Raw genomic sequence first — 12,293 nt, forward strand, 5'->3', positions numbered from 1 at the left:
ATGCCTGTTATTTGCGCGCCAGTCCAAGCACATCTTCCATGGTGTAGCGGCCCGGTTTTTGACCAATCAGCCATTCGCCTCCACGAACAGCACCGCGAGCAAAGATGCGGCGATCCGAAGCGGAATGCGACAGGGTGATCGTTTCCTGCTCACCTGCAAATATGACGCTGTGATCGCCGACAACGCTGCCACCGCGCAAAGACGCAAAGCCAATCGCGCCTTTCCCGCGTTTGCCGGTATAGCCATCGCGCACTGCTTCGCGATTGCTTGCAAGGTCAATGCCGCGCGCTTTTGCGGCGGCTTCTCCCAGCAATTTGGCTGTGCCAGATGGCGCATCCACCTTGTGCCGGTGATGCATTTCAAGCACTTCGATATCCCAATCAGAGCCAAGCCTTGATGCTGCCTCTTCCACCAAAGCGCTGAGCAGGGTCACACCCAAAGATGTGTTGCCCGTTTGGATGAGCGGGATCGTGCGTGACGCCGCTTCTATCAGCGCAAAGTGCGGTTCTTCCAGACCGGTTGTTCCTGTTAGAATGGGCGTTCCTGCATCGCAGGCGGCTTTCAGGTTCGCCTCCAAAGCCGCAGGCGCGCTGAAATCGACCAAGACGGCGCATTGATCCGCGATCAGCGCGACATCATCGCCCGCATCCACGCCCACTGCGCATTTGTGCCCGGCTTCCTCTATTGCATCTGCTAAAGCCCGGCCCATACGGCCTGCACTGCCAATAATTCCGAAATCCGCCATTGCGTCCCTTAACGTGGAAGTGTTTGAAGATGCCATGGCAGGAATTGAGCGCATCGTCATCCTTACAGGGGCAGGGATATCCGCAGAAAGCGGCATCGACACGTTTCGCAATGCTGGCGGCCAGGGGCAGGGATTGTGGGAAAAGCACCGGGTGGAAGATGTCGCAACGCCCGAAGGGTTTGCGCGCGATCCTGATCTTGTCCTTGGCTTTTACGATATGCGGCGCGCGGCATTAGCACAGGTCCAACCGAACCAGGCGCATGAAGCGCTTGCCCGTCTGGAGCGCGAATTGGCCAAAGTTCCGGGGCGCGAATTGCTGCTTGTTACGCAGAACGTTGATGATTTGCATGAACGGGGCGGATCGCGCCAGGTGCTCCACATGCATGGTCAACTGAAATCCGCGCTTTGCACATCATGCGGCGTCCGCACGCCTTGGGATGGGCCCATGCTGGACCGCCCAAAATGCCCAGCCTGCGGGATGCGGGCACTGCGTCCGGATGTCGTGTGGTTTGGCGAGATGCCCTATCAGATGGAGCGGATTTACGAATCGCTGTCGCGGTGCGATCTGTTTGTCAGCATCGGCACATCAGGCGCGGTCTATCCCGCCGCAGGCTTTGTGCAAGAAGCCAGCGCGCAAGGTGCGGAAACACTGGAGCTAAATCTGGAGCCAAGCGAGGGCAGCCATTTCTTCGGCGAGGCGCGCCATGGCCCCGCGGGGAAGCTGGTGCCGGAATGGGTGGATGAGATTTTGCGAACCTCATCTTAATCTAGTTCAGATAGCTTTTTGCGCATGACTAAACGCGTGCTTGTCAGTGTGGCGGTCTTTGGACCTATCTATGCCTATCTCGCCTTTTCGTGGACGGGGTGCCTTGATGGCTCGTGCTCACCCGATAGAGCTTCAAACACTGCCGTGGCCGCGCTTACAGCATTCGTATTGATCTTGCTGCTTGTGGGTTTGGGTTCAGCCATTGCGGGTTCAAAAAATCTGCGCGAGGCGGCTGCGTCAAAACAGGCGGATAAGGCCGCGATGGGCGGCATTGATCTGTGGCTCGGTTTTCAGCTGCTCTTGCTGGCAATTGGCGGCGGGCTTGCAGCGTTCAAGCTGCTCTGAACCTGCCAAAAATTCTAAGCCTGCGAGCAATCTCGAACCAGTAGGCAAAATGCCAAAGCATGGCTCCTACTTCTTCTTCACCGGCGGCTGTTTGCGGCTGAAAACCAGCTCGCTTTCACTGGAAGCGCGGGAATCATAACGATACCCTTCCGCATCAAATCCGCGCAGGTCATCGGCATTCTCGATGCGGTTTTCCATGATCCAGCGGGCCATCAATCCTCGCGCGAATTTGACGTGATACATCAGCCGCCGCGCCTCGCCGTCTTTCACATTGAGAAAGCTTGCCTCGATCACTTGGCCGGGCAGAGCGCTTTTGTCGACGGCTTTGAAATATTCGTTTGATGCGAGGTTCACAACGGTTTGATCGCTGTGCTCTGCCAGATCTTCGTTCAATTGTTCGCCAATTCGGCTGCCCCAGAAATCATAGAGCGATTTGCCGCGTGGGTTGGTCAGTTTGGTGCCCATCTCAAGGCGATAGGGTTGAATGGCATCCATGGGACGAAGGAGACCGTAAAGCCCTGAAAGAATACGCAAATGATCTTGCGAATAAGCCAAAGCGGCATCATCCATGCTTTTTGCTTCAAGGCCCCAATACACGTCGCCATCAAACACGAGCCCGGCAGGTTTGGCGCTGTTGCTGCGTCCATCTAAATCAAAGGACTTGAACCGCTGGGCATTCAACTCTGCCAGATTGTCCGAGATGTGCATTAAGCCTTTGAGATCGTTTGCTGATTGCGCTTTGGCGACTTTGGCTATCTCCCGCATATCCTCGTCCAGGCGGGGCCGAGTGACATCCAGCGAAGTGGGATGGGCATCAAAGTTGAGCTTTTTTGCTGGCGAGAGAAGCGTGATCATAGCTGGAAGTCCGGAGTTTTCGTAAGTGAACTAAGGTGAAGCTTTGTTGATGTGTTAGCCGCAGCCTTTGCATGAGGGGTCTTTGGAAATACGGATTGTGCGCATCCCCGGCTGCATCCCGTCCAGCACGTGTAATTGACCGAACAAGGGCTGGCCAAACGCGCTCACCCCTGCAAGCAATACGCGCACGGCTTGCATGGCCGCGAATGTCCCTGTCCACCCGGCCATAGCGCCCAGCATGCCATCTTCGGCGCAGGTGTCGCAGTCCTCTGCATCAAAGGCATCGCCGACAAAGCAGCGATAGCAGGGCTGCTCTGGCAAGTGTCCCGCAAACGCGCCGACCTGCCCTTGAAACCGGCCCACCGCTGCAGAAAGTAAAGGCGCGCGTTCGGCAACGCAGGCATCGGAAACCGCGAGGCGGGTGGCGAAATTGTCAGTGCCATCAAGCACAAGATCAGCGCCAGCAATAAGGTCTCCGGCATTATCAGGCGTGATGCGGCTGTCAGAGATGCTGACATCCAACGCATCGTCAAAATTGGCCAGCCAGCGCCGAGCGGAGGTAGCTTTGCCGTGACCAATATCGCGCGTGGTGAAAAGCGTTTGGCGTTGCAGATTGCTCACATCAACAGCATCGTCATCGACCAGAGTGAAGCGTCCTATTCCGGCCCCTGCCAAATATTGCAAAGCGGGCGAGCCAATCCCGCCAAGACCAATCAGCGCAATGTGCTTCGACGCAAGCGCAGCCTGCCCAGCGCCGCCGATTTCGGGGATAACAATGTGGCGCGCAAACCGGTCCAGTCTTGCAGGTGAAAGCGGTGATGGTGCCATATGGGCGCCATCACGCGCCTGAGCTGTGGAAGCCGCTGTGGAAGCCTTTGGGGGCGTGTCTGTGAACAACCTGTCGACCATGATGGCTCTGTTTACAGGCTGGGGACGCCCTGTGAATAGGGTGTGGATGGCTTTGGGGCTGCCGCATGTACATACTCAACAGCTAATGCAAAACAGGCCCGGCAATGCGCCGGGGTCGTTCACCCGGTTTTCTTAGCTTTCCAGCTGACGCAGCAAGCTTCGCACATCGCCATCCATGTCGGCATCGCGCTCCCTAAGATCTTCGATCAGGCGCACCGCATGGATCACAGTTGAATGGTCACGTCCGCCAAATTTGCGGCCGATCTCAGGATAAGAGCGCGGCGTGAGAACTTTTGACAGATACATCGCCACTTGCCGCGGACGGACCACAGCGCGAGCGCGGCGTTTGGAACTCATTTCGCTGCGATCAATCCGGTAGAATTGGCAAACCGTGCGCTGAATTTCGTCAATGGTGATCCGGCGGCGGTTGGCCGAAAGAATATCGGTGAGCTGTTCCTCTGCCAGTTGCAGTGACACTTCCTGTCCCGTCAACTGCGCATAAGCGATCAGCTTGTTAAGACCGCCCACCAGTTCACGCACATTGCGAGTGATCGTACGGGCGAGGAAATCGACCACATCTTCTGGCACGCTCAACGGAGCAAACCGTTTTAGTTTCGATTCCAGTATGGTCTTGCGCAATTCGATATCAGCCGCCGCAATATCGGCGACCAATCCCATGGAAAGGCGGCTGAGCAAACGTGGTTCAACCCCGTCCAAAGCTTGCGGCGCTCGATCAGCAGCGAAGACGAGTCGCTTGCCTTCAGCAAGCAGAGCATCAATTGTGTAAAGCAGCTCTTCTTGAGCAGAAGCTTTGCCAATGATGAACTGGATATCGTCGACCAATAGCAGATCAAAGCTGCGCAAGCGCGCTTTGAACTCGATCATTTGATTGGCTTTCAGCGCTTGGACAAATTCCACCATAAACCGCTCTGCCGAGCAGTAGAAAATGCGAGCGCGCGGATGCGCTTGAAGAAATGCGTGACCAATGGCGTGAAGCAGATGTGTCTTGCCCTGACCAGTGGCGGCTTTGAGATAAAGCGGCGAGAACTGCGGCTGTTCGGTTGCCGCCATGCGCTGTGCGGCATTGCAAGCGAGCACATTCGCTTCGCCAGTGACAAAGGCGGCGAACGTCAAAGAAGGATCAAGACCGACGCTGGATGTAAAGCCCGCTTCACCAATCGTACCGGCGGCCACCGCAATCGCGCTCGCGCCGTCATTGGCGGGCCTGCGGCCGTCATCAAGGCGCAATTCGGGCAATTGGCGCCGGCCCGGATGTACCTGAATATTGACACTGCGCACTTCGCTGCGCGCGATTTTCCAAGCGAGCTGCAACCGATCATGAAAACGGTCTTTCACCCAATTGGCAGAAAATTCTGTTGGCAAGAACAGATCGAGCGTGCCCGATTCCTTGTTGATCGCGCCAACTTGGATCGGTTTTATCCATTGGCTGTGCAATTGATGGCCAAGATCTTTGCGAAGGCCCTGACTGATATCAGACCAGTCAGCGGCGAGGTTTACGGCTTCAGCATCTTCCATCAAATCATCATCCGAGCTGCGGCGCGTGGTCCGCGCCTTGTCAATTTTGTGCACCATTTGCTCCCCAATCCCAATACTTCTTCTATCTCGGAATCCCAGGCCGAGATCAGGTTTCAATTTTTAAAACAGGCAAAACTCTCCCGAGCTCGAAAAGCTAAAGCTTCGCGAGCACCCCCTATCGGCTAGACTGTAAAAACCCGAACTGTCCCGCTCCGGGTGAGACCTGAATTAGGGGCGCAATGGCTTCAGAAGCAAGGATCAAATTTTAAGAAAAGTGCAATAATTCGGTTGACTCAACGCAACCCCGCAGGCCTCCGTTCAAGTCCCTGAATTGGCTTAAAATTCACAAAATGGCCGATGCGAATCGGCAGAAAAGCTGACATTGTGAAATGCTTCATTTGCCCCATCGGGCTCAAACGACAAGGGCTTCGCCAATTCGGCGAAGCCCTTAGAAGTCCTCACAAAAATTACCTAAGGGAAACCCCTTAGACAAGTCCGCGAATCAGAGACTCGCCACGCGTTTGCTGAGCCGCGACATTTTTCGTGCGACAGTATTTTTGTGCATGACACCGCGAGCGACACCGCGGGCCATTTCGGGTTGTGCGGCTTTCAAAGCTTTCGCGGCAGCATCTTTGTCACCTGCTTCGCATGCCGATTCGACTCGCTTCACAAAGCTGCGGATGCGGCTCATGCGGGCGGTGTTCACTTCAGTGCGGCTGGCATTTCGGCGGATACGTTTGCGGGCTTGCGGCGTGTTGGCCATAGGTCTGTCTGTCTCGCGTTGTGTGCTGGCCGCTGGTCGCGACCGAATTGATACGGCGTGTTCGAAATAGAATGCGGCGCCGCAGATCCGATCCGGGCGTCAAGAAACGCGGCACATATGCTCAAGACCGCTGAAGGTCAAGGATTCGCTGAGGTTGGCGCTTACCTTTGGCAAACCGGGCAATACCAGGTGCTGCGACCGCCCTGTGCGATTCGCCGAACCTTTCCTTCGTCCGCGCGGTGGCAAGGTTCCCCTGTGCGGCCATAGACATTGAAGCTGGTGGCGAAATACCCCAGCTTCCCGTCGGGCGCAGAATAGTCCCGCAGCGAAGATCCGCCGTCGCGAATAGACGCCTCAAGTACATCTTTGATAGCAGGAACAAGCCTCGCAAGTTGAGGTTTGGTGACTTTGCCGCCTTTCTTGAGCGGATGGATACCGGCGCGCCATAAGGCTTCGCAGACATATATATTGCCAAGCCCGGCCACCAACCGTTGATCGAGCAGGCATAGCTTGATGGCTTGCACTTTGCCTCTAAGTGCCTCCCTGAGATGGCCCGGCGTAAAGTCTGGCCCCAAGGGTTCTGGTCCCAAGCTGGCGAATTGGGGCCATTTGTCTTGTTCATCACTGGCCACAAGATCGACAGAGCCGAACCGGCGCGGGTCACACAGGGCAAACTGGTGCCGCGCGGTTTCAATAATCCAGTGATCGTGCTTGTCGGGTTCTGCTGGATCAATGCGAAACCGCCCGCTCATACCCAGATGAAATATCACCGATTGCGCGCGATCGAGATGGATAAGGCCGTATTTCGCGCGCCGCGATAGGCCGATAACGCGGGCGCCTGTCATCACCTGCACAAGATCGGGCGGGAAGGGGCGGCGAAGATTTGGCCGGTTGAGAATTACGCGTTCAATCCGCTCGCCTGAAAGCAATTTGGCAAGGCCGCGCACGGTTGTTTCGACTTCAGGCAATTCAGGCATGACTGTTTTGTTCGCTATGGCTTGGCGGCCCGCCATGACCGGCGCTGGCGAGCAAGTTGTTCGCTCTTTCGATGCGAGAATATGCAACGTGGCGCAAGTCAGCAGGCATCACGCAATAGCTTGTGCGGACCATGCAATAAACGCCCCTTTGCCTCCACGGCAATTCCCTCTAGGGCCTCGTGGATGAGCAAGTCCACTGATGAAACCGTTTCTTTCGGTTACGAGAATGTCTCCCCCCAGGAGAAAACCCGGCGCGTTGGCGAAGTGTTCTCCAGCGTAGCGTCAAAATACGACATCATGAATGATGCCATGTCTTTTGGCATGCATCGCGGATGGAAGGACAAATTCGTCAAACGCGTTAAACCGCGGCCTGGCGAGGCAATTCTCGATATGGCTGGCGGCACGGGCGATATTGCCTTCCGGATGGCCGATCGGGGCGCGGATATCACGGTGGCTGATATCAATCAGGAAATGCTTGATGTCGGGGCCGAACGGGCAATGGACCGCACCGAAAGCGCCGATACAGGAAGCCTCGTATTCTCCCAGCAAAACGCTGAGGATGTCAGTTTTTCCAGCAACACATTCGATGCTTACACTATCGTGTTCGGCATCAGGAATGTGACTTTCAAGGATAAAGCGCTCGCAGAAGCGCACCGGGTGCTGCGCCCGGGAGGCCGTTTTTTCTGCATGGAGTTTTCAACGACGCAGTGGTCGGGCTTCAAAGAAGCCTATGACCTTTATTCCAACCAGATCATGCCGCGTATGGGGCAAGTGATCGCGGGAGACGCAGACAGCTATCGCTATCTGGTCGAATCCATTCGCAAATTTCCCGCCCTTCCTGAATTTGAGCGCATGATTCGCTCGGCTGGATTTGTGAACACAAAGGTTGAGAGCATTTTGGGCGGGGCAGTGGCAATCCATTCGGGCTGGAAAATTTGATGATATCAGCCACCGCGCCTGCGCAATTTTTGGGTAGGCAAGCTCCCAAATGACAGCTCCTATAGTCCATCTTTCTCGGTTGGCGCGCTGGGGCATTACTCTTGCTCGCCGGCGCGCACTTGTCGGGATTGAAAATGATCCCAATGCGCCCAACCAGATCAAACAATTGGCGAAATTGGCGCGCTGGGCGACTTTCACCAGTAAAAACGGAAAGCCTGATTATGCAGGCGCATTTCGCGCGATCGGTCCTGCTGCAATCAAGCTTGGTCAATCGCTTGCGACCCGGCCTGATCTCGTCGGCGAAGAAGCTGCGCAAAACCTGCTAAGCCTGCAAGACAGTCTGCCGCCTGTTCCCTTTGCGGATATCAAGGCGGCGATCGAGGCGAGTTTTGCTCAGCCCATCGAGTCGCTTTTTAGCGAAGTCGACCCCAATCCTGTCGGTGCAGCTTCCATTGCCCAGGTCCATAAGGCGGTCACTACGGACGGGCGAAATGTCGCAATCAAGGTTTTGCGGCCGGGTATCAAAGAAAAGTTTGCACGCGATATTGCCACATATGAATGGGCGGCGGCTCATGTAGAGGCGATGGGCGGCGAAGCGGGACGTTTGCGCCCGCGACTGACCATTGCGAATTTTAAGCGCTGGACCAATTCTGAACTCGATCTGAGGCGCGAGGCAGCCTCGGCCAGCGAATTGGCAGAAGATATGTCTGGCATTGGCGGCTATCGCATCCCGGAAATTGACTGGGACCGGACCAATGGCCGGGTAATGACGATCGAATGGATCGACGGCGTAAAAATCTCGCGCAGCGAGGAGCTGGCCGCGCGCGGGCATGACCTGAGCCGAATTGCCGATAAACTCGTAATCAGTTTTCTGACTCAGGCCATCAGCGCCGGTTTCTTTCATGCAGATATGCATCAGGGTAATCTATTCGTCGAAGATGACGGTACGATTGTTGCAATTGATTTCGGGATTATGGGCCGGATTGACCGGCGTGCGCGGCAATGGTTGGCAGAAATCCTCTATGGGCTGACCACAGGCAATTATCAGCGCGTTGCAGAGATACATTTCGAGGCGCAATATGTGCCGAGCTACCATTCGGTAGGTGAGTTCGCGACCGCTCTTCGCGCGGTCGGCGAACCGATGCGCGGAAAACCGGTGAGCGAATTGTCCGTGGGGCAGATGCTGGATGGGCTGTTCGCCATCACGCGTGATTTTGACATGCAGACACAACCGCATTTGCTGTTGCTGCAAAAGACGATGGTCATGGTTGAGGGCATTGCGACACAATTGAACCCGCAGATCAATATGTGGGACACCGCTGCGCCTTATGTCAGGGATTGGATCCGCGATGAGCTGGGTCCGGAATCTGCGCTTGCTGACAGGATCAAAGAAGATACCGAAACCCTGCTTCGTCTGCCTGGTTTGGTCCGCCGGATCGAAGATCAGTTTCCCGCCAAGGGAGGCGCGCCAGAAGCGCCGCCTTTGCCCGAAATCAAGCTGTTGACCGATCGGCGCACAACAGCAGGCGGGCCGGGCTTTCTTGGCTATTTTATCGCTGGGCTTGGCGGTGCTGGGGCGATGCTGGCATTGATGATGAGCGGTGCGCTTGGTTAATCAGGCGGTTAGAGCGCATTGGCGATTGAGCTTTTGCGTTTTCCGTTGGCTGCCGACTTAACTGCGCAGAGAAGAGCTGCACCACCCAGAACGGCTTCAACCACCATCGGCGCCATGTAGCCTTCAAAATTCCCGTTCACGATCAGGCCGACAAGCCGGGCAGCTAGAGTGACCAGCATCAATGCCGCGGCAATAATCAAGGGCGCGCTTTGGCGCGTAAGCGCACCCCAGATCAAGCACGCGCCGCTTACGCCGAAAAAGGCTGTGAAATCTGCGCGCATTGACGTGAGGCCATGTGCGCCTTCTGCGACGAGGCCAACGTCAGCCCCCGCCGCTGCTGGATCGATCAGAAAACCGCCCGCCATATATAAGAGGAGCATCCCGCCGAATATGAGTACGATGCGCAAAGCGATTATCATTATGGATCTCCCGTTTCACTGAGACCCTATGCGGCATGGGCGCATCGCAATAGCGAAAAGTTTACCATTGTGCCGCAAGGAAGCAGGCAGGCCTTGGCCGCGGCGCGTGGGACGGCTAGGCTGAGGGCAACGCTTGTTCAATTGGGCAAAATGGCGCACCGCGCGCTGGGAAAGCCCGCTAAAGAGGCAAAAAGAGACCGCTAGTGACCGCGCCCGACAAAACCCCCAAAATCTTGCTGGTAGTAGGCGGCGGTATCGCAGCCTACAAATCATGCGAGCTGGTCCGGTTGATGCGCAAAAGCGGCGCCGATGTCACTTGCGTCGTGACGCGTGGTGGCCAGCACTTTGTCACTCCGATGTCGCTTGCAGCGCTAAGCGAAAACCAAGTTTACACGACCTTGTGGGATCTCAAAAACGAAGCAGAAATGGGCCACATCCAGCTGAGCCGCGAAGCTGACCTTATTGTAGTTTGCCCCGCGACAGCAGATCTGGTTGCGAAAATGGCCAATGGCATTGCTGATGATCTTGCCACCACTCTGATCCTTGCCACAGATACGCCCGTCATGGCGGTGCCTGCGATGAATGTACGCATGTGGGAACATGCATCGACTCAAAGCAATATCGCCCAATTGCGCGAAGGCGGCACCATTGTGCTTGACCCTGATGAAGGGCCAATGGCGTGCGGTGAATTTGGCTATGGGCGCCTGCCTGAGCCAGATGCGATTTGGCGCTATGCAGCTCAGCAACTCGGCATCGAAGTGCCAGAAACGACCGCATCTGCTCGCGTTGTTGGTGATACCGCCGGAGATATTGCAGCAGAAGCGCTTGAGCCAGAAGAAGAGGAAAGCTCAGGCGGGGGGCTGGGGGGTCTGCTTTCGCGCATTATTCCCCGATCAACTCCCAAGCGTGAGCCCGAAGAGATTGACGGCGATGACATGCCTGATGATGAGCTTCCCGAAGTTGAAGAGGAAGAGATTGAGTTCAAGCCCGATCTTGGTGGGCCGATCCTCGCATCCAAAGGCAGCGCAGGCGCTGCTCCGCCGATAGACCCTGATGCGATCAATCATGAGTTTAATGAACGGCAATCGGCACCTGAAGTGATTGAGGAGCTGGAGGGCGATGCGGATTCAACCGACGAGACGGCTCCTGCAAAAGATACGGCGAAAGTTGCGGCAAAAGCCGCACAGGATGCGGCGCCCACAGAGGCGACCACCGCCGCTGTCGGCGAGTTTGTCAGTGACCCGAGCTATCAACCGCTGAAAGGCCGTTCTATTCTCATCACCGCTGGCCCGACGTGGGAAGCGATTGATCCTGTGCGCTACATCGCCAATCGTTCCAGTGGGAAGCAAGGCTTTGCCATTGCGGGTGCGGCCGCTGCCCTGGGTGCGAATGTAACCTTGGTCGCCGGCCCTGTCTGGCTTCGAACGCCTGCCGGTGTCACGCGCGTGGATGTTGAAAGTGCAGCGGAGATGAATGACGCTGTCAAAGCCGCTTTGCCCGCAGATGTGGCCGTGATGGTGGCAGCGGTGGCCGATTGGCGCCCTAAGGAGTTCAAAGATGAGAAAATCAAGAAGCGCGGCTCTGCCCCGCCAGCTTTGATGCTTACCGAAAATCCGGATATTCTCACCAATGTGGCCGCTGGAAACAAGCGGCCTGAATTGGTGATCGGCTTTGCTGCAGAGACCGAGAACCTCATCGATAACGCCCAGAAAAAGCGCAAGCGTAAGGCGGCTGATTGGATCATTGCTAATGATGTTTCGAGCGATGAGCACGGCGAAGGCGTGATGGGCGGCGATGAAAACCGCGTGCACATCATTTCCGCTGCGGGTGTCGAAAGCCTGGATGAAATGCCCAAGCATCAAGTGGCTATGGCGTTGGCTGAACGGATTGCCGCTGCGCTTCAGAAGGAGGCAGCTGAGTGACGGGCGCGGTCAAAGTTGAAGTGAAACGGTTGGCGCATGGGGCAGGGTTGCCATTGCCAGCTTACGCAACCGCAGGTGCAGCGGGCATGGATGTCGTGTCGGCTGAAGATGTGGCAATCGCTCCGGGCGCGCGCCACGCGGTAGCAACAGGTTTAGCGGTCGCAATCCCTCAAGGTTTTGAGATTCAGGTGCGGCCCCGATCTGGCCTTGCGTTCAAGCACGGCATAACCGTGCCCAACACGCCGGGTACAATCGACAGCGATTACCGGGGCGAATTGAAAGTCCTGCTTATCAATCACGGCACATCCGACTTCAGCGTTGCGCGCGGTGACCGCGTGGCGCAATTGGTGCTTGCGCCGGTGGTGCAGGCTGCTTGGGACGAGGTCGAGGAGCTCGATGACACAGCGCGCGGCGCTGGCGGGTTTGGATCCACGGGCGGGGCAGCCGGCCTTTAGAATTGCCTCAAAAGCTAACACCAAAAAGGCGGCGCTGATCCCTTGCG

Annotated in this window: 13 protein-coding genes; 6 read left to right on the forward strand and 7 right to left on the reverse strand. The window is 56.4% G+C overall.

Annotated features, from left to right (window positions below):
- Positions 1-7: 7 nt before the first annotated feature.
- Positions 8-745 (reverse strand): 4-hydroxy-tetrahydrodipicolinate reductase, encoded by a 738-nt coding sequence (gene dapB, locus AC0V6W_RS10475; protein ID WP_486149762.1) that lies wholly within the window; start codon positions 743-745, stop codon positions 8-10.
- A 34-nt stretch (positions 746-779) separates the two neighbouring features.
- Between dapB and AC0V6W_RS10480 the strand changes: the two genes are divergently transcribed.
- Both AC0V6W_RS10480 and AC0V6W_RS10485 read left to right on the forward strand, forming a co-directional pair.
- Entirely contained in the window at positions 780-1,511 is a 732-nt protein-coding gene (locus tag AC0V6W_RS10480; protein WP_486151565.1) for an NAD-dependent deacylase, read from the forward strand.
- 18 nt (positions 1,512-1,529) lie between these two features.
- Positions 1,530-1,856, forward strand: coding sequence for a hypothetical protein (locus tag AC0V6W_RS10485; protein ID WP_486149764.1), 327 nt, complete (start codon positions 1,530-1,532; stop codon positions 1,854-1,856).
- Positions 1,857-1,922: 66 nt separating this feature from the next.
- Here AC0V6W_RS10485 and yaaA read toward each other — a convergent pair whose 3' ends face one another.
- The 5 genes from yaaA to mutM form a co-directional block, all read right to left on the reverse strand.
- The gene (gene yaaA / locus AC0V6W_RS10490; RefSeq protein ID WP_486149766.1) at positions 1,923-2,711 is read right to left on the reverse strand and encodes a peroxide stress protein YaaA; all 789 of its coding nucleotides are present in this window, start codon (positions 2,709-2,711) and stop codon (positions 1,923-1,925) included.
- A 54-nt stretch (positions 2,712-2,765) separates the two neighbouring features.
- A complete protein-coding gene (locus tag AC0V6W_RS10495) occupies positions 2,766-3,539 on the reverse strand; it encodes a HesA/MoeB/ThiF family protein (RefSeq protein WP_486149768.1) in 774 nt (257 codons plus the stop codon).
- A 213-nt stretch (positions 3,540-3,752) separates the two neighbouring features.
- Positions 3,753-5,213 (reverse strand): chromosomal replication initiator protein DnaA, encoded by a 1,461-nt coding sequence (dnaA, locus tag AC0V6W_RS10500; protein WP_486149770.1) that lies wholly within the window; start codon positions 5,211-5,213, stop codon positions 3,753-3,755.
- A 445-nt stretch (positions 5,214-5,658) separates the two neighbouring features.
- Positions 5,659-5,919 carry a 30S ribosomal protein S20 gene (gene rpsT, locus AC0V6W_RS10505; RefSeq protein WP_486149772.1) on the reverse strand — a complete coding sequence of 87 codons (261 nt, stop codon included), beginning with the start codon at positions 5,917-5,919 and terminating at the stop codon, positions 5,659-5,661.
- A gap of 161 nt (positions 5,920-6,080) precedes the next feature.
- Positions 6,081-6,896: a bifunctional DNA-formamidopyrimidine glycosylase/DNA-(apurinic or apyrimidinic site) lyase gene (gene mutM / locus AC0V6W_RS10510; protein ID WP_486149774.1), complete on the reverse strand. Its 816-nt coding sequence runs from the start codon at positions 6,894-6,896 to the stop codon at positions 6,081-6,083.
- 183 nt (positions 6,897-7,079) lie between these two features.
- Between mutM and AC0V6W_RS10515 the strand changes: the two genes are divergently transcribed.
- Both AC0V6W_RS10515 and ubiB read left to right on the forward strand, forming a co-directional pair.
- Positions 7,080-7,835: a class I SAM-dependent methyltransferase gene (locus AC0V6W_RS10515; RefSeq protein WP_486149776.1), complete on the forward strand. Its 756-nt coding sequence runs from the start codon at positions 7,080-7,082 to the stop codon at positions 7,833-7,835.
- 49 nt (positions 7,836-7,884) lie between these two features.
- Complete coding sequence (ubiB, locus tag AC0V6W_RS10520) at positions 7,885-9,450, forward strand: 2-polyprenylphenol 6-hydroxylase (RefSeq protein WP_486149778.1); 1,566 nt, start codon at positions 7,885-7,887, stop codon at positions 9,448-9,450.
- Positions 9,451-9,458: 8 nt separating this feature from the next.
- Here ubiB and AC0V6W_RS10525 read toward each other — a convergent pair whose 3' ends face one another.
- The gene (locus AC0V6W_RS10525; RefSeq protein WP_486149780.1) at positions 9,459-9,869 is read right to left on the reverse strand and encodes a DUF4345 family protein; all 411 of its coding nucleotides are present in this window, start codon (positions 9,867-9,869) and stop codon (positions 9,459-9,461) included.
- 203 nt (positions 9,870-10,072) lie between these two features.
- Between AC0V6W_RS10525 and AC0V6W_RS10530 the strand changes: the two genes are divergently transcribed.
- Entirely contained in the window at positions 10,073-11,791 is a 1,719-nt protein-coding gene (locus AC0V6W_RS10530; protein ID WP_486149782.1) for a bifunctional phosphopantothenoylcysteine decarboxylase/phosphopantothenate synthase, read from the forward strand.
- Positions 11,788-12,246 (forward strand): dUTP diphosphatase, encoded by a 459-nt coding sequence (gene dut / locus AC0V6W_RS10535; protein WP_486149784.1) that lies wholly within the window; start codon positions 11,788-11,790, stop codon positions 12,244-12,246. The genes AC0V6W_RS10530 and dut overlap by 4 nt, the downstream gene beginning before the upstream one ends.
- The last annotated feature ends 47 nt before the right edge of the window (positions 12,247-12,293 follow it).

It is taken from the genome of Erythrobacter sp. JB1-7, from assembly GCF_057365015.1.